16 protein-coding genes and 1 pseudogene are annotated in these 16,147 nt (G+C 60.0%); 16 read left to right on the top strand and 1 reads right to left on the bottom strand.

Translation table 11 applies throughout. The features are described from left to right. The first annotated feature begins 40 nt into the window (after positions 1-40). From AB4N76_RS05995 to AB4N76_RS05920, 16 genes are all read left to right on the top strand, one after another. Complete coding sequence (locus tag AB4N76_RS05995) at positions 41-397, top strand: PilZ domain-containing protein (RefSeq protein ID WP_046031690.1); 357 nt, start codon at positions 41-43, stop codon at positions 395-397. Positions 398-412: 15 nt separating this feature from the next. Further along, positions 413-1,198 (top strand): TatD family hydrolase, encoded by a 786-nt coding sequence (locus tag AB4N76_RS05990; RefSeq protein WP_077431535.1) that lies wholly within the window; start codon positions 413-415, stop codon positions 1,196-1,198. 342 nt (positions 1,199-1,540) lie between these two features. Then, positions 1,541-2,179 (top strand): TetR/AcrR family transcriptional regulator, encoded by a 639-nt coding sequence (locus AB4N76_RS05985; RefSeq protein WP_008152317.1) that lies wholly within the window; start codon positions 1,541-1,543, stop codon positions 2,177-2,179. 137 nt (positions 2,180-2,316) lie between these two features. Beyond that, positions 2,317-3,285, top strand: coding sequence for a GTP 3',8-cyclase MoaA (locus AB4N76_RS05980; RefSeq protein ID WP_077431537.1), 969 nt, complete (start codon positions 2,317-2,319; stop codon positions 3,283-3,285). Between the two features lie 228 nt (positions 3,286-3,513). Next, positions 3,514-4,119: a DUF4823 domain-containing protein gene (locus tag AB4N76_RS05975; protein ID WP_077431539.1), complete on the top strand. Its 606-nt coding sequence runs from the start codon at positions 3,514-3,516 to the stop codon at positions 4,117-4,119. A 15-nt stretch (positions 4,120-4,134) separates the two neighbouring features. Next, positions 4,135-4,695, top strand: a complete 561-nt coding sequence (locus AB4N76_RS05970; protein WP_046031694.1) for a DUF1285 domain-containing protein — start codon at positions 4,135-4,137, stop codon at positions 4,693-4,695. 89 nt (positions 4,696-4,784) lie between these two features. Then, a complete protein-coding gene (locus AB4N76_RS05965) occupies positions 4,785-5,501 on the top strand; it encodes a FadR/GntR family transcriptional regulator (protein ID WP_046031695.1) in 717 nt (238 codons plus the stop codon). Positions 5,502-5,531: 30 nt separating this feature from the next. Beyond that, positions 5,532-6,407: an SMP-30/gluconolactonase/LRE family protein gene (locus tag AB4N76_RS05960; protein WP_460164263.1), complete on the top strand. Its 876-nt coding sequence runs from the start codon at positions 5,532-5,534 to the stop codon at positions 6,405-6,407. Between the two features lie 196 nt (positions 6,408-6,603). Beyond that, positions 6,604-7,422 (top strand): SDR family oxidoreductase, encoded by an 819-nt coding sequence (locus tag AB4N76_RS05955; RefSeq protein ID WP_460164262.1) that lies wholly within the window; start codon positions 6,604-6,606, stop codon positions 7,420-7,422. A gap of 123 nt (positions 7,423-7,545) precedes the next feature. Beyond that, positions 7,546-8,550, top strand: a complete 1,005-nt coding sequence (locus tag AB4N76_RS05950; protein ID WP_046031698.1) for a substrate-binding domain-containing protein — start codon at positions 7,546-7,548, stop codon at positions 8,548-8,550. A gap of 66 nt (positions 8,551-8,616) precedes the next feature. Continuing rightward, positions 8,617-10,161: an L-arabinose ABC transporter ATP-binding protein AraG gene (gene araG / locus AB4N76_RS05945; protein WP_046031699.1), complete on the top strand. Its 1,545-nt coding sequence runs from the start codon at positions 8,617-8,619 to the stop codon at positions 10,159-10,161. Positions 10,162-10,173: 12 nt separating this feature from the next. Then, positions 10,174-11,142, top strand: a complete 969-nt coding sequence (gene araH, locus AB4N76_RS05940) for an L-arabinose ABC transporter permease AraH (protein ID WP_046031830.1) — start codon at positions 10,174-10,176, stop codon at positions 11,140-11,142. Positions 11,143-11,365: 223 nt separating this feature from the next. Further along, positions 11,366-12,079, top strand: coding sequence for a GntR family transcriptional regulator (locus AB4N76_RS05935; RefSeq protein WP_046031700.1), 714 nt, complete (start codon positions 11,366-11,368; stop codon positions 12,077-12,079). Next, positions 12,076-13,074, top strand: coding sequence for an ADP-ribosylglycohydrolase family protein (locus tag AB4N76_RS05930; RefSeq protein ID WP_046031701.1), 999 nt, complete (start codon positions 12,076-12,078; stop codon positions 13,072-13,074). The genes AB4N76_RS05935 and AB4N76_RS05930 overlap by 4 nt, the downstream gene beginning before the upstream one ends. A gap of 155 nt (positions 13,075-13,229) precedes the next feature. Next, positions 13,230-14,696 carry a purine-cytosine permease family protein gene (locus AB4N76_RS05925; protein WP_046031702.1) on the top strand — a complete coding sequence of 489 codons (1,467 nt, stop codon included), beginning with the start codon at positions 13,230-13,232 and terminating at the stop codon, positions 14,694-14,696. Continuing rightward, positions 14,689-15,618, top strand: coding sequence for a PfkB family carbohydrate kinase (locus AB4N76_RS05920; RefSeq protein ID WP_460164261.1), 930 nt, complete (start codon positions 14,689-14,691; stop codon positions 15,616-15,618). The genes AB4N76_RS05925 and AB4N76_RS05920 overlap by 8 nt, the downstream gene beginning before the upstream one ends. Positions 15,619-15,816: 198 nt before the next feature. Here the strand turns inward: AB4N76_RS05920 and AB4N76_RS05915 are convergent. Continuing rightward, positions 15,817-16,141 (bottom strand): annotated as a pseudogene (locus tag AB4N76_RS05915) (hypothetical protein). Positions 16,142-16,147 lie beyond the last annotated feature (6 nt).

Raw genomic sequence — 16,147 nt, 5'->3', positions numbered from 1 at the left:
GTCCGGGCCTAGACTCTGTTCATCAGCAGTGGAGGTCAGCATGAATGAACTCGTCAACCCTGGGCCGCGTAACGGCATTTTGTCCCTGACCATCAAGGACAAGTCGGTGCTTTACGCGGCCTATATGCCATTCATCAAGAACGGTGGCCTGTTTATCCCGACCAACAAAAGCTACAGGTTGGGCGATGAGGTCTTCATGCTGCTGAACCTGATGGACGAAGCCGAGAAGATTCCCGTCGCTGGCAAAGTGACCTGGGTCACCCCCAAAGGCGCTCAGGGCAACCGGGCCGCCGGGGTCGGCGTGCAGTTCAACGACGGCGACAACACTGCGCGCAGTCGAATCGAAACCCATCTGGCCGGAGCCCTCAAGTCCGACCGTCCCACTCATACGATGTAAGTTGCAGCCCTTTTTATGCTCGTAGATTCCCATTGTCACCTTGATCGTCTCGACCTCGCCGCCCACGACGGCTCTCTGGATGCTGCGCTCGATGCAGCCCGTCAGCGCGGGGTAGGGCATTTTCTGTGCATCGGCGTCAGCGTCGACAACGCCGCCGAGGTCAAAGCCCTGGCCGAACGTTATGACGACGTCGATTGCTCGGTCGGCGTGCATCCGCTGGATGTGCAACCGGGCGCAGCGCCGGCGCTGGATTGGTTGTTGCGCGAACTCAATCACCCACGCGTCGTCGCGATCGGTGAAACCGGTCTGGATTATCACTACGAACCGGAAGCGGCCGAGTTACAGCAGGAGTCGTTTCGCCTGCACCTGCAAGCGGCCCAACAGACTGGCAAGCCGGTCATCATCCACACCCGGGGCGCTCGCGCCGATACCTTGAACCTGTTGCGTGAAGCGGCGTTGCCTCAGGCTGGCGTGTTGCATTGCTTTACCGAGGATTGGGACATGGCCAAGGCGGCTCTGGATATGGGCTATTACATTTCCCTGTCCGGTATTGTCACTTTCCGCAATGCCGATGCGCTGCGCGATGTGGCCAGCAAGGTGCCTGCCGACCGGTTGCTGGTGGAAACCGATTCGCCGTACCTCGCGCCGATCCCGTATCGCGGCAAGCCGAACCTGCCGCAGTACGTGCGTGAAGTCGCGGAGTTTCTGGCAATGTTGCGAGGCGAGCCTTACGAGCGATTTGCCGAGCAGACCACGGCGAACTTCAAGCGGCTGTTCCCGCTGGCGCATGTGAAAGGTTAAATCGCAGGCAAAAAAAACCCGGGTTCTGGGGGGTGAATCCGGGTTAAGACCATTAGGAGTAAAACAATGGCACGCGGTCCGTTGGTACCAATATCGGCGCAACACTTGGGGGAGATGTCCCGCCGACATTTCAAGTATTGATCACTATTGCGCCTCGTCCAGTTTCCCGGCCAAGGTTTTTAAACAATTTTGGAATACGCCCGCTTCGGAAGCGTTCTCATCCACTGGCGACTCTGCGGGAAATCATCAAGAAACACAGATATGGTCGGATGATCCGTGCATTTTTGCGTAAGTTAGGCATAATACGCGGCTTCGAATTTTGACCCCAACAGACCTTTTCTTATGCATAAAGAACCTCGTAAGGTCCGTGAGTTTCGTCGCCGCGAGCAAGAAATTCTCGATACCGCGCTCAAGCTGTTCCTCGATCAAGGTGAAGACAGTGTCACCGTCGAGATGATTGCTGATGCCGTCGGTATCGGCAAAGGCACGATCTACAAGCACTTCAAGTCCAAGGCCGAGATTTATCTGCGCCTGATGCTCGATTACGAGCGTGATTTGAACGAGCTGTTGCATTCGGCCGATGTCGACAAGGACAAAGAAGCGCTGTCCCGGGCTTACTTCGAATTCCGCATGCGCGACCCGCAACGCTATCGATTGTTCGACCGGCTGGAAGAGAAGGTGGTCAAGGGCAATCAAGTGCCGGAGATGGTCGAGGAACTGCACAAGATCCGCGCCTCGAACTTCGAGCGCCTGACCCTGCTGATCAAAGGCCGGATCAGCGAAGGCAAGCTCGAAGACGTGCCGCCTTACTTTCACTACTGCGCTTCCTGGGCGTTGGTGCATGGCGCCGTGGCGCTGTATCACTCGCCGTTCTGGAGCAATGTGCTGGAAGATCAGGAAGGTTTCTTCCAGTTCCTGATGGACATCGGCGTGCGTATGGGCAACAAGCGCAAGCGCGATACCGACACCCCGAGCAGTTGAACCATCCAGCCGCCTGATTGCGCCATGATTTAGCTATATGGCGCAGTACCGCAGGAATATACTCAGGCATGGGACTTGCTAAAACTTGATTTGTGAGTCAAGTTTTAGTCGTTCTATTACTTTCGCCGGAGTGATCCATGATCGTTGACCGTCAAGGCAGGCGTTTTCGCAATTTGCGGATCAGTCTGACCTCCGCCTGCAACTACGCTTGTACCTATTGCGTGCCTAACGGCAAGCGGCTGGTGGCTGCGCAGGATGAGTTGTCGGCCGAGGCCATGGCACGCGGCGTAGCTTATCTGATCGAAGCAGCGGGCATCGAACGCTTGCGCATCACCGGCGGCGAGCCGCTGGTCAGCCCCAAACTAGAAGCCTTCATGACGGCCGTCGGCAAGATGGGCCTGGAAGACATCAGCCTGACCACCAATGGTCAGCTTCTGGCGAAAAAGCTGCCGTTGCTGGTGGATGCCGGCATTCGTCGTATCAACGTTTCCCTCGACACCCTGGACGCCGGCGCTTTTCGCAGCATCGCTCGTGGCGGCGATCTGGCGACCGTGCTCGATGGCATGGATCAAGCCAAGGCCGCTGGCCTGAAGATCAAGGTCAATATGGTGCCGCTGCGTGGCCAGAATCTTGATCAGGTGATGCCGCTGCTCGATTACTGCCTGGAGCGCGGCTATGAATTGCGTTTCATCGAGCTGATGCGCATGGGCCATCTGGCGACCGACTCCAATGCGTTCCTGCAGCAGTTCGTCAGCCTTCAGCAGTTGCTGAGCCTGATCGGCGAGCGTTATGAGTATCTGCAAGCCGATGCGCCGGTCGATGCCACGGCGGTGCGTTACGAGATTTCCGGCCTGGGCCATTTCGGCGTCATCGCCAACGAGAGTGTGCCGTTCTGCCGCACCTGCTCACGCTTGCGTCTTTCGTCCACGGGCTGGCTGCATGGCTGCCTGTCGTCGAGCAATCGCCATTATGTCGGCGACTTGCTGGACAAACCGCGTCATCAAGCGCTGCCCGCCTTGCAGCGCCTGCTGGTGAAAGCCTTGGGCGACAAGCAGGAAGTGGCATTCTCCGGTGGTGCAACCATCATGAAGATCATCGGCGGCTGAGCAGGCTCCCCTGTAGCAGCTGCCGAAGGCTGCGTCCGGCTGCGAAGCCGCCGTAAATCCTGTAATCAAAATATATCTGGAGTACCGTATCGCCTGATCTTGCGACCGCTGCGCAGTCGAACGCAGGCTTCGCCAGCTGCTACAGGGGCGTGCTTCTCCCGAGCTGGCGCGGAAGCTGCATCCCATGGCCATTCGCCGGTTTTCCGTCACCGGCCTCTGGAGGGTAGGATGCGTAGCCTGGTTTTGCTGCTGGCCGTTTTGGCGCTTGGTGGCTGCATGAAAGTCAGCGACATGGCTGAAGAGACTCACTACCAGATGAGTGACGTGGGACTGCTGGATCACAGCGACAGCCGTCGGGTGAACAATCTGCGCATTCAGCCGGACTCGTTCATTTACATCGCCCAAGGTCCTTTCGCGCCACCAGGTATCGTTTATCCGCGACCAAACGCGGTGGCTGAAGAAGCTTTCAACGGCTTTATCGAATACTTCCCGATGGTGCGCCGCGCCCAAACTCCCGAAGGCCTCGACCAGGCTATGGCGGACGCCCGTGCCGCCGGTGCGCATTACTTGCTTTACACCCGGTTCGCCAAGGCGGACGACCGTATTGGCAACACCGATGAGTGGATCGATCAGGAGTATGTGGACCGTCTCGGCATCGACAGCGGCGTGATTCAGATCATGTTGATCGAGACCAGCACCCAGTATTTGATTGATACTGCACGCATCAAGAGTCGTGGCGGTTTACTGACGTTCCACGACAACAAGCCAGAAGACCTGATTGGCCCGCCGCTGGAGCAATATGCGCGCAGCCTGATCGGGATCAGTAACCAGTAATCCAGGGAGAACGCCATGAGTGGCCCGCAAAAAGCCAACGATTTGTTGGGGCAAATCCCCAAAACCAAAGGCTTGCCGCCGGTCCATCTGTGGAACCCCGATTTCTGTGGCGACATCGACATGCGTATTGCCCGCGATGGCACCTGGTACTACCTGGGCACGCCAATCGGGCGCAAGCCGATGGTCAAACTGTTCTCCACCATCATTCGCCGCGATGGCGACGACTATTTCCTGATCACACCGGTCGAGAAGGTCGGGATCAAGGTCGATGATGCACCGTTTGTGGCAGTTGCCGTTGATGTGGAAGGCGAGGGCGAGGCTCAGATCCTGAACTTCACCACCAACGTCGACGAAACTGCGCAGGCGGGTGCCGAACATCCGATCCGCGTGGTGATTGACCCGGTCACGCAAGAGCCTGCGCCTTACGTTCATGTGCGTACTAATCTCGAAGCCTTGATTCACCGCAATGTGTTCTACCAATTGGTGGAGCTGGCAGTGAGCCGTGAGATCGACGGGCAGCGCTGGTTGGGTGTGTGGAGTGGCGGGGAGTTCTTTCCCATCGGCCTGGAGCCTTGACGCTCCCAGTGTTCATCCAAAAATCAAATTGACACCTAATCGTATGATGATTAGCGTGGGGCTCCATCGCGCCCGGTTCTGAGGTATCCATGTCCAGCAGTTTTCATGCGTCGACCGTCGATTGGCTCGGTTGCTGGATTGCCGCAGGCCAGGTGAAGCCCGGCGAAACCCTCAAGGTAGAAGCCGATCTGGGCGAGCAATTAGGTGTCAGCCGCACGGTCATCCGCGAAGCCATCAAAACCCTGGTCGCCAAAGGCCTGCTCGAAGTCGGGCCGAAGGTCGGCACGCGAGTGTTGCCGGTGCGTCGCTGGAATCTCTTCGATCCGCAAGTCGTCGGCTGGCTGTCACGCAGCGGTTTGCCGGAAAACTTCGTCGACGACTTGCTCGACCTGCGCCGCACCATCGAACCCATGGCCGTACGCTGGGCCTGCGAGCGGGCCACTGTCGAACAGGTGCAAGCCGTGCTGTTAGCCTATAACGCGCTGGCGCGGGCGGTGGACAGCGGCGTCGATTACAACCGCGCCGACCGGATATTCCACGAGTGCATCCTCGCCGCCAGCCACAATCAATTCATCGAGCAAATGGTCCCGGCCCTCGGCGCGCTGCTGGCGGTATCCTTCGAGGTTTCCGCCGCTGATCCGGATGAGCTGCGTCGTACGTTGCCGATTCACAAAGACATGGCCGATGCCATCGCCGCCCGCGATGCTGCGCGCGGGGTGTGGGCCTGCATGACCCTGATCGACAACGCGGAGCTGGCGATCAAGCGTTACTACCCGCAAGTCATGGCCGACAAAAAGGTCAGCTGATCACATAAAAGCAATAAGAATGGAGGTTTCATGGCGTTGAATGCGGTTACCCAGCACCGTGCACGGCTTGGCGAAGGCCCGTTCTGGGACGTGCGCACGCAAGCCTTGTACTGGGTCGACATCGCCGGCAAACAGGCGTTGCGGCTGATCGGTGCCAACGTACAGATCTGGGAAATGCCGGAACACATCTCCGCGTTCATCCCCTGCGAAAGCGGTGATGCGTTAGTCGCGTTGAGCAGTGGCGTCTATCGGCTGGACCTCGACTCCCCAGGCCTTGAGCCACGCCTGACCTTGTTCTGCGTCGCCGACCCGCAACCCGGCAATCGCCCCAACGAAGCCCGTTGCGATGCGCAGGGTCGGCTCTGGCTCGGCACCATGCAAAACAACATCGGTGAAAACGGCGAAGACTTGCCCGTCACGCGTCGCTCCGGCGGTCTGTTTCGCATCGACCGCGATGCCCGGGTCACGCCGCTGCTGCGGGGGTTGGGGATTCCCAACACGCTGTTGTGGAGCGAAGACGCCACGACGCTGTACTTCGCCGACAGCCTCGACGCCACGCTGTACCGGTATTTCATCCATGCCGACGGCAACCTGGACACCGCTTATGTCTGGTTCGGTCCCGACAAACGGGGCGTTCCCGACGGCTCGGCCATGGATGCCGAAGGCTATGTGTGGAACGCCCGCTGGGACGGCAATTGCCTGATCCGACTGACGCCGGACGGCCATATTGATCGAGTCATCGAACTGCCGATCAGCCGGCCCACCAGTTGCGTGTTTGGCGGCGAAGACTTGAAAACCCTGTACATCACCAGCGCTGCGAGCCCGCTCAACCACCCGCTGGACGGCGCGATGTTGTCCATTCGAGTGGACGTGGCTGGAAAGCCTTGTACGCGCTTCGCTGGATAAATCCCAAAATATGGGATGCAAAATTATATATTGAGATTTTTTATCGGGCAGGTTTATAGTCGGCCATCAGTTACACGCACTCACACTTAAAAAAAACAAAACAGGTGAAGTGATGCAGCGATTTTCCATACAGCCTTTTGACCGGACATCGACAGATGCCCGGTTTTTTTCGTGCCCGAAAAAGGAGTCTTGATTCATGGCTGAACCCCTTTCCTTGCCGCCGGTGCCTGAGCCGCCCAAAGGCGAGCGTCTTAAAAACAAAGTGGTCCTGCTGACCGGTGCCGCCCAGGGTATTGGCGAGGCCATCGTCGCGACGTTCGCATCGCAGCAGGCCAAGCTGATCATCAGCGACATCCAGGCCGAAAAAGTCGAGAAAGTCGCGGCGCATTGGCGTGAGCAGGGCGTCGATGTAGTGGCGATCAAGGCCGACGTGTCGAGCCAGCAAGACCTGCACGCCATGGCCAGGCTGGCGATCGACCTTCACGGGCGAATCGACGTGTTGGTCAACTGCGCCGGGGTCAACGTGTTCCGCGATCCACTGCAAATGACTGAAGAAGATTGGCGCCGCTGCTTCGCCATCGACCTCGACGGCGCCTGGTACGGTTGCAAGGCTGTGCTGCCGCAAATGATCGAGCAAGGCATCGGCAGCATCATCAACATTGCCTCGACCCATTCCACCCACATCATTCCGGGCTGCTTCCCGTACCCGGTGGCCAAGCACGGCTTGCTCGGCCTGACACGCGCACTCGGCATCGAATACGCGCCCAAGGGCATTCGCGTCAACGCCATCGCGCCGGGCTATATCGAAACCCAGCTGAACGTTGATTACTGGAACGGTTTCGCCGATCCACATGCCGAGCGTCAGCGCGCCTTTGATTTGCATCCACCACTCCGCATCGGTCAGCCGATTGAAGTGGCCATGACCGCTGTTTTCCTGGCCAGTGATGAAGCGCCGTTCATCAATGCGTCGTGCATCACCATCGATGGTGGTCGCTCGGTGATGTACCACGACTGAACAAAACGGCTTTCAGGCGCGGAATTACGCCTGAAAGCCAATCATCATACGATATGACTATTAGCTTCACCGTTTGCACCGGCTTTCAAATAACGCTCAAAAAAAATAACAAGGAGTCTGCTTATGAATCGTCGTCGTGGGATCCGTTCCCTGTGCTGTGCCGCTTTGGCGGTTACTGCGGTCAGCCTGAGCAGTACGTTGCTGGCGGCCGAGGAAGTGAAAATCGGTTTTCTGGTCAAGCAAGCGGAAGAGCCCTGGTTCCAGACGGAATGGGCGTTCGCTGAAAAAGCCGGCAAAGAGAAGGGCTTCACCCTCATCAAAATCGCCGTGCCGGACGGCGAGAAAACCCTCTCCGCCATCGACAGCCTGGCCGCCAACGGTGCCAAGGGCTTCGTGATTTGCCCGCCCGACGTGTCCCTCGGCCCTGCGATCATGGCCAAGGCCAAGCTCAACGGCTTGAAAGTGATCGCCGTCGATGACCGCTTTGTCGATGCTGGCGGCAAGTTCATGGAGGACGTTCCGTACCTCGGCATGGCCGCCTTTGAAGTCGGTCAGAAACAAGGCCACGCCATGGCCACCGAAGCGAAAAAACGCGGCTGGGACTGGAAAGACACCTATGCGGTGATCAACACCTACAACGAACTCGACACCGGCAAGAAACGCACCGACGGTTCGGTCAAGGCGCTGGAAGACGCGGGCATGCCCAAGGACCACATCCTGTTCTCGGCGCTGAAAACCCTCGACGTACCGGGCAGCATGGACGCCACCAACTCGGCACTGGTGAAACTGCCGGGTGCGGCGAAAAACCTGATCATCGGCGGCATGAACGACAACACCGTGCTCGGCGGCGTGCGCGCCACCGAAAGCGCCGGTTTTGCCGCGGCCAACGTCATCGGAATCGGCATCAACGGCACCGACGCCATCGGTGAACTAAAGAAACCTGACAGCGGTTTCTTCGGCTCGATGCTGCCCAGCCCCCACATCGAGGGCTACAACACCGCCAGCATGATGTACGAGTGGGTCACCACCGGCACCGAACCGGCAAAGTACACCGCCATGGACGACGTGACACTGATCACGCGCGACAACTTCAAGCAGGAACTGGAAAAGATCGGCCTCTGGAATTAACGGCTGGTTGAGTTCAACGGCGGCCCTGGCGACGGGGCTGCCTGACCTGTGTGAAGAGGTGGTTTTATGCACGCGCAACTACAGACACACGAACACAGCGTTGGCGGCAGCCTGCGTTTCAACGGGATCGGCAAGACCTTTCCCGGCGTGAAGGCGCTGGATGGCATCAGCTTCGTCGCGCATCCGGGGCAGGTTCACGCCTTGATGGGCGAAAACGGTGCCGGCAAATCCACGCTGCTGAAAATACTCGGCGGCGCCTACTCTCCAAGCAGTGGCGCCCTGCAGATCGGCGAGCAGACGATGGTCTTCAAGTCCACCGCCGACAGCATCGCCAGCCGCGTCGCGGTGATCCATCAGGAGCTGCACCTGGTGCCCGAAATGACCGTCGCGGAAAACCTGTTTCTGGGGCATCTGCCTGCCAGTTTCGGCTTGATCAATCGCGGCGCCTTGCGCCAACAAGCGCTGGCCTGTCTTAAGGGGCTGGCCGATGAAATTGATCCGCAAGAGAAGGTCGGGCGCCTGTCCCTTGGTCAGCGCCAATTGGTGGAAATCGCCAAGGCACTGTCCCGCGGCGCTCATGTGATCGCGTTCGACGAACCCACCAGCAGCCTGTCGGCGCGAGAAATCGACCGATTGATGGCGATCATCGGGCGCCTGCGCGATGAAGGCAAAGTGGTGCTCTACGTCTCCCATCGCATGGAAGAAGTGTTCCGCATCTGCAACGCCGTGACGGTGTTCAAGGATGGCCGTTACGTACGCACGTTCGAAGACATGCGCGAGCTGACTCACGATCAATTGGTCACGTGCATGGTCGGTCGCGATATTCAGGACATCTACGATTACCGACCCCGGAAACGGGGTGCAGTGGCGCTTAAAGTCGAGGGACTGCTGGGGCCAGGCTTGCGTGAACCGGTCAGTTTCGAGGCGCACAAAGGCGAGATCCTGGGGTTGTTCGGTCTGGTCGGCGCGGGGCGCACAGAGTTGTTCCGCTTGCTCAGCGGACTGGAGCGCAACACCGCCGGGCGCCTGGAATTACGGGGCCATGAATTGAAACTGCGTTCACCCCGCGATGCCATCGCCGCCGGTGTGCTGCTGTGCCCTGAGGACCGTAAGAAGGAGGGGATCCTGCCGCTCGCCAGTGTCGCCGAGAACATCAACATCAGCGCTCGCGGTGCGCACTCCACCTTCGGCTGCCTGTTGCGCGGCTTGTGGGAAAAGGGCAATGCCGACAAACAGATCAAGGCGCTGAAGGTGAAGACGCCGAGCGCCCAGCAAAAAATCATGTACCTGTCCGGCGGCAATCAGCAGAAGGCCATTCTGGGTCGCTGGCTATCGATGCCGATGAAAGTCCTGCTGCTGGATGAACCGACTCGCGGTATCGACATTGGTGCTAAAGCCGAAATTTACCAGATCATCCATAACCTGGCCGAAAGCGGCATCGCGGTGATTGTGGTGTCCAGCGACCTGATGGAAGTGATGGGCATTTCCGACCGTATTCTGGTGCTCTGCGAAGGCGCGATGCGCGGCGAGGTGTCTCGCGCCGAGGCCAACGAATCCAATCTGCTGCAACTGGCTTTGCCGCGCCAACGCGCTGACGGCGTGGCGAACTGAGAGGTGACTATGATGACAACCCAAAACAACACTTTGCCGACCCAGCGCAAACCGCTCGACCTGCGGCGCTTTCTCGATGACTGGGTGATGCTGCTGGCGGCGGTCGGGATTTTCGTCCTGTGTACGTTGCTGATCGACAACTTCCTCTCGCCGCTGAACATGCGCGGCCTGGGCCTGGCGATTTCGACCACCGGGATTGCCGCGTGCACGATGTTGTATTGCCTGGCGTCCGGGCACTTCGACTTGTCGGTGGGCTCGGTGATTGCCTGCGCCGGCGTGGTGGCGGCAGTGGTGATGCGCGACACCAACAGCGTATTTCTCGGTGTGGTGGCGGCGCTGTTCATGGGGCTGATTGTCGGGCTGATCAACGGGATCGTGATCGCCAAGTTGCGGGTCAACGCGTTGATCACCACGCTGGCAACCATGCAAATCGTTCGCGGTCTGGCGTACATCTTCGCCAACGGTAAAGCGGTCGGCGTTTCGCAAGAGCAGTTCTTCGTCTTCGGTAACGGCCAGTTGTTTGGCGTGCCGGTGCCGATCTTGATCACCATTGTCTGCTTTTTGTTTTTCGGCTGGCTGTTGAACTACACCACCTATGGGCGCAACACCATGGCCATCGGCGGTAACCAGGAAGCGGCGTTGCTGGCAGGGGTCAACGTTGATCGGACCAAGATCATTATCTTTGCCGTGCATGGCGTGATCGGGGCGTTGGCCGGGGTGATTCTGGCTTCGCGCATGACCTCCGGCCAGCCGATGATCGGCCAGGGTTTTGAGCTGACGGTGATTTCGGCCTGTGTGTTGGGCGGGGTGTCGCTCAGTGGCGGAATCGGCATGATCCGGCACGTGATTGCCGGGGTGCTGATTCTGGCGATCATTGAGAATGCGATGAACCTGAAGAACATCGACACGTTTTACCAGTACGTGATTCGCGGTTCGATTTTGCTGTTGGCCGTTGTCATCGACCGCCTCAAGCAACGCTGACTGATCCGACGTCATACTGATCGTTCCCACGCTCTGCGTGGGAATGCCTCAATGGACGCTCCGCGTCCGCTTCGGCAGGGACGCGGAGCGTCCCGGGCTGCATTCCCACGCAGAGCGTGGGAACGATCATTGAACGATCATTGACTACATGACGGTCCTCCTTCCGTCACTTCCCCTAAATATCCCTTGCCCGCCGTCGCCCGTTTCGGTTATCACTTTGTACATGATTAGACAGGTACGATTTGACAAGAAACAACGGGTGGTCGACGAACTCATCCGGCGCATCGAAAGCGGCCTCATGGAGGACGGCTTTCTGCTGCCGGGCGAGCATCAGTTGGCTCAAGAATTCAAAGTCAGCCGAGGTACGCTGCGTGAAGCCCTGGCCGAGTTGAAACGGCGCAACTACATCGCGACGCAAAGCGGGGTCGGTTCCATCGTCACCTTCGACGGTGTGGTGCTCGATCAGCGCAGTGGCTGGGCGCAGGCACTGGCCGACAGCGGCGCGCTGATCAACACCGAAGTGCTGCGGCTGGAGGCGGTCACCCGTCCCGATCTGCTGCCACGCTTTGGCACCGACCAGTTCATCACCCTCGACCGTCGTCGCCGCTCCAACGACGGCACGCTGGTTTCCCTTGAACGCTCATTGATGCCCGCCACCGGAGGCCTGGAAAGCCTGCCGCGCGTTGGCCTGATCGACAACTCCCTGACCATCACTCTGGCCGCTTACGGCTACATCGGCGAGCGCGGCGATCAATGGATCGGCGCAGAACCCTTGAATGCCGAAGACGCCGAGTTGCTGGGCCGTCCGGTCGGCACGGTGTTCCTCAAAGCGTTGCGCACCACCTACGACCGGCAAAACCGCTTCATGGAACAGGTCGAAAGCCTGCTCGATCCCGTGCATTTTCGCCTGCACCTGCAATTTGGAACTTCTTCATGACCGCGCTCAATCGTGCCCTTGGCGCGTTCTACGGACTGGCCCTGGGCGACGCGCTGGGCATGCCGACCCAATCGCTGAGCCGTACCGAGATCAAGGCCCGCTTCGGCGAAATCACCGATTTGCAGGATGCCGGCCCCGATCAACCCATCGCCGCCAACATGCCCAAAGGCTCAATCACCGACGACACTGAACAGGCGATGCTGGTCGGGCAGTTGCTGGTTGAAGGGAAGGGCAGGATCGAGCCGTCGATGCTTGCGCAACGCCTGATCGAATGGGAAGCCGAGATGCAGGCCAAGGGCTCGCAAGACTTGCTCGGGCCTTCGACCAAGCAGGCGATCGAGATGATCCTGGCGGGTCATTCGCCTGAAGAGGCGGGGCGCTATGGCACCACCAATGGCGCCGCGATGCGTATTACGCCCATCGGGATTGCGGCGGATGTCGCCGACCCTGAGCGCTTTATCGACGCCGTGGTGCAGGCCTGTCAGGTCACCCACAACACCACGCTGGGCATCTCCAGCGCAGCGGCGGTGGCGGCGGTGGTTTCGGCCGGAATCAATGGCATGGACCTGGGCGAGGCATTGAACCTCGGTCAGCAAATCGCTCAAAAAGCCGAAGGTCATGGCCACTGGGTGGCGGGCGGGCGGATGGCTTCGCGCATCAGTTGGGCGCGCAGCATCAGTGTCGACAGTGACAAGGCGTTGCTGGCGGATCTGCTGTATGACGTGATCGGTACTTCGGTGGCCTCGCAGGAGTCGGTGGTGGTGTCGTTTGCCCTGGCTCAGCAAGTGGCCATCGGCGAGATGAGCGCCTTCGAAGCCGTGTGCATGGCCGCCGGTTTAGGCGGCGATACCGACACCATCGCGGCGATTCTCGGCGCCATGCTCGGGGCCTGCCTGGGCCTTGAGAGTTGGCCAGCGGCAATGATCGATACGGTCAAAGCGGTCAACGATCTGGAGCTGGAACCGTTGGTGCAGGGGCTGTTGGCCTTGCGCTGACCGCGCTGACGCCTTCGCGGGCAAGCCCGCTCCCACAAGTACGATGCATCCCCTGTGGGAGCGGGCTTGCCCGCGAGGCGCGCCACCTATTTGAATTTTCCACCGCAACTTCCGTCATTGCCCACAACCACAAAAATGGCAACAGGAGCATTTTCATGAGTTCATCAACCGCCGGGCAAAGTGCCGGGCAACTGGAAACACGCGGCATCGAACCGGTGCCGGAAGCGGAGTGCAACGGTCATCCGCTGCAACTGTTTTGGGTCTGGTTTGCCGCCAACATTTCCATCCTTGGCCTGCCGCTGGGTGCCACGCTGGTGGCGTTTCGGGGGCTGGCGATCTGGCAGGCGATCATCGTCGCGATCCTTGGCGCCGCCGGTTCCTTCGCCGTCGTCGGGATCATCTCCATCGCCGGCCGTCGTGGTCGCGCACCGAGCCTGACCTTGTCGCGCGCGATCTTCGGTGTGCGCGGCAACATCGGTCCGACCCTGGTCTCGCTGATGTCGCGTCTGGGTTGGGAAACCGTCAACACCACCACCGCCGCGTTCGTGCTGTTGTCGCTGTGCTCGATCCTGTTCGGCTCGCCGGTAGAAGCCAAAAGCGCGCCGGTCCTGACGTTGGTGTTTATCGCGATTTTCGTGCTGCTGACGTTGTCGGTGTCCGGCCTCGGCCACGCGACGTTGCTGGTGATCCAGAAGTGGGCGACTTACGTGTTCGGCGCGTTGAACATTCTGGTCGGCGGTTTCCTCTGCGCCACCATCGACTGGAGTGCGGTGTTCAACGCCACGCCGGCGCCGTTGAGCGCGATGATCATCGGCGTCGGCACCATGGCCGCCGGCACCGGGATCGGTTGGGCCAACGCCGGTGCCGACATGTCGCGCTACCAGCATCGCAGCGTCAAAGCCGTGCGCCTCGTGGCCTCGGCAGCGTTCGGCGCGGGGATTCCGCTGGTGTTGCTGATCACCCTCGGCGGCCTGCTGTCGGTGGGTAACAACGACCTGGCCTCGGCCACCGACCCGATCGTCGCGATCCGCGACATGCTGCCGACCTGGATGGCGGTGCCGTACCTGATCACCGCGTTCGGCGGGTTGCTGCTGTCGAACAACCTGTCGGTGTACTCCGCCGGCCTGACCACGTTGACCCTCGGTCTGAAGGTCAAGCGCGTGCACGCCGTGGTGGTCGATATCGTCGCGATCTTCGCCGGTTCGATCTACTTCATGCTGATTGCAGACAGCTTCTACGGCCCGTTCATTACCTTCATTTCCTTGCTGGCGGTACCGATCACCGCGTGGGTCGGGATCTTCGTCGTCGACCTGATTCACCGTCACTACTACAGCCCCAAAGATCTGCTCGACGTCAGCCCGGGCAGCGCTTACTGGTACAGCGGCGGTATCGAATGGCGCGCGTTCGGGGCGTGGGCGGTGGCGATCGTGCTGGGCTTCAGTTTCACCACCATCGGCACCACCGAACAAACTGTGTGGTTCCGCGGCTTCCTGTCCGATTCGTGGCTGGGTCATAACGGCCTGGGCTGGATCGTAACCTTCCTGGTGGCCGGCGGGATCTACTGGGTACTCGGCGGCGCAAAAGATCGCCGCGCCGCCATGACCGAGAATGCTCATGCCTAGATTGCTGCACACCGGCCAGGTCATCATCGACCTGGTCATGGCCGTGGATAAACTGCCGCAGGCGGGCGGCGATGTATTGGCCCAGTCCGCCAGTTTCGAAGCCGGCGGTGGCTTCAATGTGATGGCTGCCGCGCAGCGTAATGGCCTGGCCGTGGTTTACCTCGGACGTCACGGCACTGGTCGTTTCGGCGACCTGGCGCGTGAGGCGATGAGCGCTGAAGGCATCCGGATCGGCATCGCCCACCGCGCTGAACGGGACACGGGATTGTGCGTAGCGGTGACGGAAGCGTCGGCCGAGCGCAGTTTCATTTCCTACATCGGTGCCGAAGGCGAGTTGACTGCTGGCGACCTGGCAAGTGTGCCGGCGCAGGCGGGCGACTTTGTCTACGTCAGTGGCTACAGCCTGCTGCAGGTTGGCAAGGCTCAGGCGCTGGTGGATTGGGTGTTGGAACTGCCGAAAGAGATCACGGTGATGTTCGATCCGGGCCCGCTGGTGGATTCGCCGGATGAGCCATTGATGCAAGCCTTGCTGGCGCACATCGATATCTGGACCAGCAACAGTGTCGAAGCGCTGCGCTTTACCGGCGCGCCGGACATTGCCGAGGCGCTGGATCGCTTGGTCGATCATCTGCCGGCCGAGGTGCTGATGGTGGTTCGCGATGGCCCGCAAGGGTGCTGGATCAGCCAGCGTGGCGATCGTCAGCATGTGCCGGGTTTCAAGGTGGCGGCCATAGACAGCAACGGCGCCGGTGATGCACATGCCGGGGTGTTTGTTGCCGGATTGGCGCAAGGCTTGTCGGCGCTGGAGGCAGCACGCCGGGCGAATGCGGCCGCGGCGTTGGCGGTGACACGGTGGGGGCCGGCGACTTCGCCGATGGCGGATGAAGTGGATGCGTTGATTCGCGAGACGTTCGGCGCCTGATTTTTCGCCTTCGCGGGCGAGCCCGCTCCCACAATGAACGTCGTCGTACACAATTCTTGTGTTCACAACCAAACCTGTGGGAGCGGGCTTGCCCGCGAAGGGGCCAGTAAACTCAACATCAATCCTGGCCTTAACACGTCTTGCGTAACGCCTCGATCAGGGTATGTCTTTGCTTCCACGCTTCAGGGATGTTGATCGTTATGGGCTGAGGCCACCTTTTTTACCCGAACTATCACTCGAACCGAGACCGCCTTCGCTGGGTGTCTTGGTGTCCGGTAGAATTCAACCCGCCCTGGCGGCCGGCATCGTTGCCCTGAGTCCTCGGGTCCGTCCCGGTGGAGGGCGGCAGGCTGCTGTCGACACCTGTGCCATTGGTGTTCATGCCGGGGGCGCTCTGGATAGCGGGTGCCTTCGGGCCCTCGACCGGGTTGGTCGGACCGGTGCTCGCGCCCAGCGTTCCGGCCAGGGATGCGCAAGACAACAGGGCGGTAAAGGAGAGGGCGGTCAACCTGGACAGGATCATGGCATC

The sequence above is a fragment of the Pseudomonas sp. S2_F03 genome (assembly GCF_054668335.1).
This window is presented reverse-complemented; position numbering and strand designations above follow the sequence as displayed.

Excerpts from the sequence above, each read along its gene's own strand:
- AB4N76_RS05995 (WP_046031690.1), top strand. The coding sequence starts at position 41 with ATGAATGAACTCGTCAACCCTGGGCCGCGTAACGGCATTTTGTCCCTG.
- AB4N76_RS05990 (WP_077431535.1), top strand. The coding sequence starts at position 413 with ATGCTCGTAGATTCCCATTGTCACCTTGATCGTCTCGACCTCGCCGCC.
- AB4N76_RS05985 (WP_008152317.1), top strand. The coding sequence starts at position 1,541 with ATGCATAAAGAACCTCGTAAGGTCCGTGAGTTTCGTCGCCGCGAGCAA.
- AB4N76_RS05980 (WP_077431537.1), top strand. The coding sequence starts at position 2,317 with ATGATCGTTGACCGTCAAGGCAGGCGTTTTCGCAATTTGCGGATCAGT.
- AB4N76_RS05975 (WP_077431539.1), top strand. The coding sequence starts at position 3,514 with ATGCGTAGCCTGGTTTTGCTGCTGGCCGTTTTGGCGCTTGGTGGCTGC.
- AB4N76_RS05970 (WP_046031694.1), top strand. The coding sequence starts at position 4,135 with ATGAGTGGCCCGCAAAAAGCCAACGATTTGTTGGGGCAAATCCCCAAA.
- AB4N76_RS05965 (WP_046031695.1), top strand. The coding sequence starts at position 4,785 with ATGTCCAGCAGTTTTCATGCGTCGACCGTCGATTGGCTCGGTTGCTGG.
- AB4N76_RS05960 (WP_460164263.1), top strand. The coding sequence starts at position 5,532 with ATGGCGTTGAATGCGGTTACCCAGCACCGTGCACGGCTTGGCGAAGGC.
- AB4N76_RS05955 (WP_460164262.1), top strand. The coding sequence starts at position 6,604 with ATGGCTGAACCCCTTTCCTTGCCGCCGGTGCCTGAGCCGCCCAAAGGC.
- AB4N76_RS05950 (WP_046031698.1), top strand. The coding sequence starts at position 7,546 with ATGAATCGTCGTCGTGGGATCCGTTCCCTGTGCTGTGCCGCTTTGGCG.
- araG (WP_046031699.1), top strand. The coding sequence starts at position 8,617 with ATGCACGCGCAACTACAGACACACGAACACAGCGTTGGCGGCAGCCTG.
- araH (WP_046031830.1), top strand. The coding sequence starts at position 10,174 with ATGACAACCCAAAACAACACTTTGCCGACCCAGCGCAAACCGCTCGAC.
- AB4N76_RS05935 (WP_046031700.1), top strand. The coding sequence starts at position 11,366 with ATGATTAGACAGGTACGATTTGACAAGAAACAACGGGTGGTCGACGAA.
- AB4N76_RS05930 (WP_046031701.1), top strand. The coding sequence starts at position 12,076 with ATGACCGCGCTCAATCGTGCCCTTGGCGCGTTCTACGGACTGGCCCTG.
- AB4N76_RS05925 (WP_046031702.1), top strand. The coding sequence starts at position 13,230 with ATGAGTTCATCAACCGCCGGGCAAAGTGCCGGGCAACTGGAAACACGC.
- AB4N76_RS05920 (WP_460164261.1), top strand. The coding sequence starts at position 14,689 with ATGCCTAGATTGCTGCACACCGGCCAGGTCATCATCGACCTGGTCATG.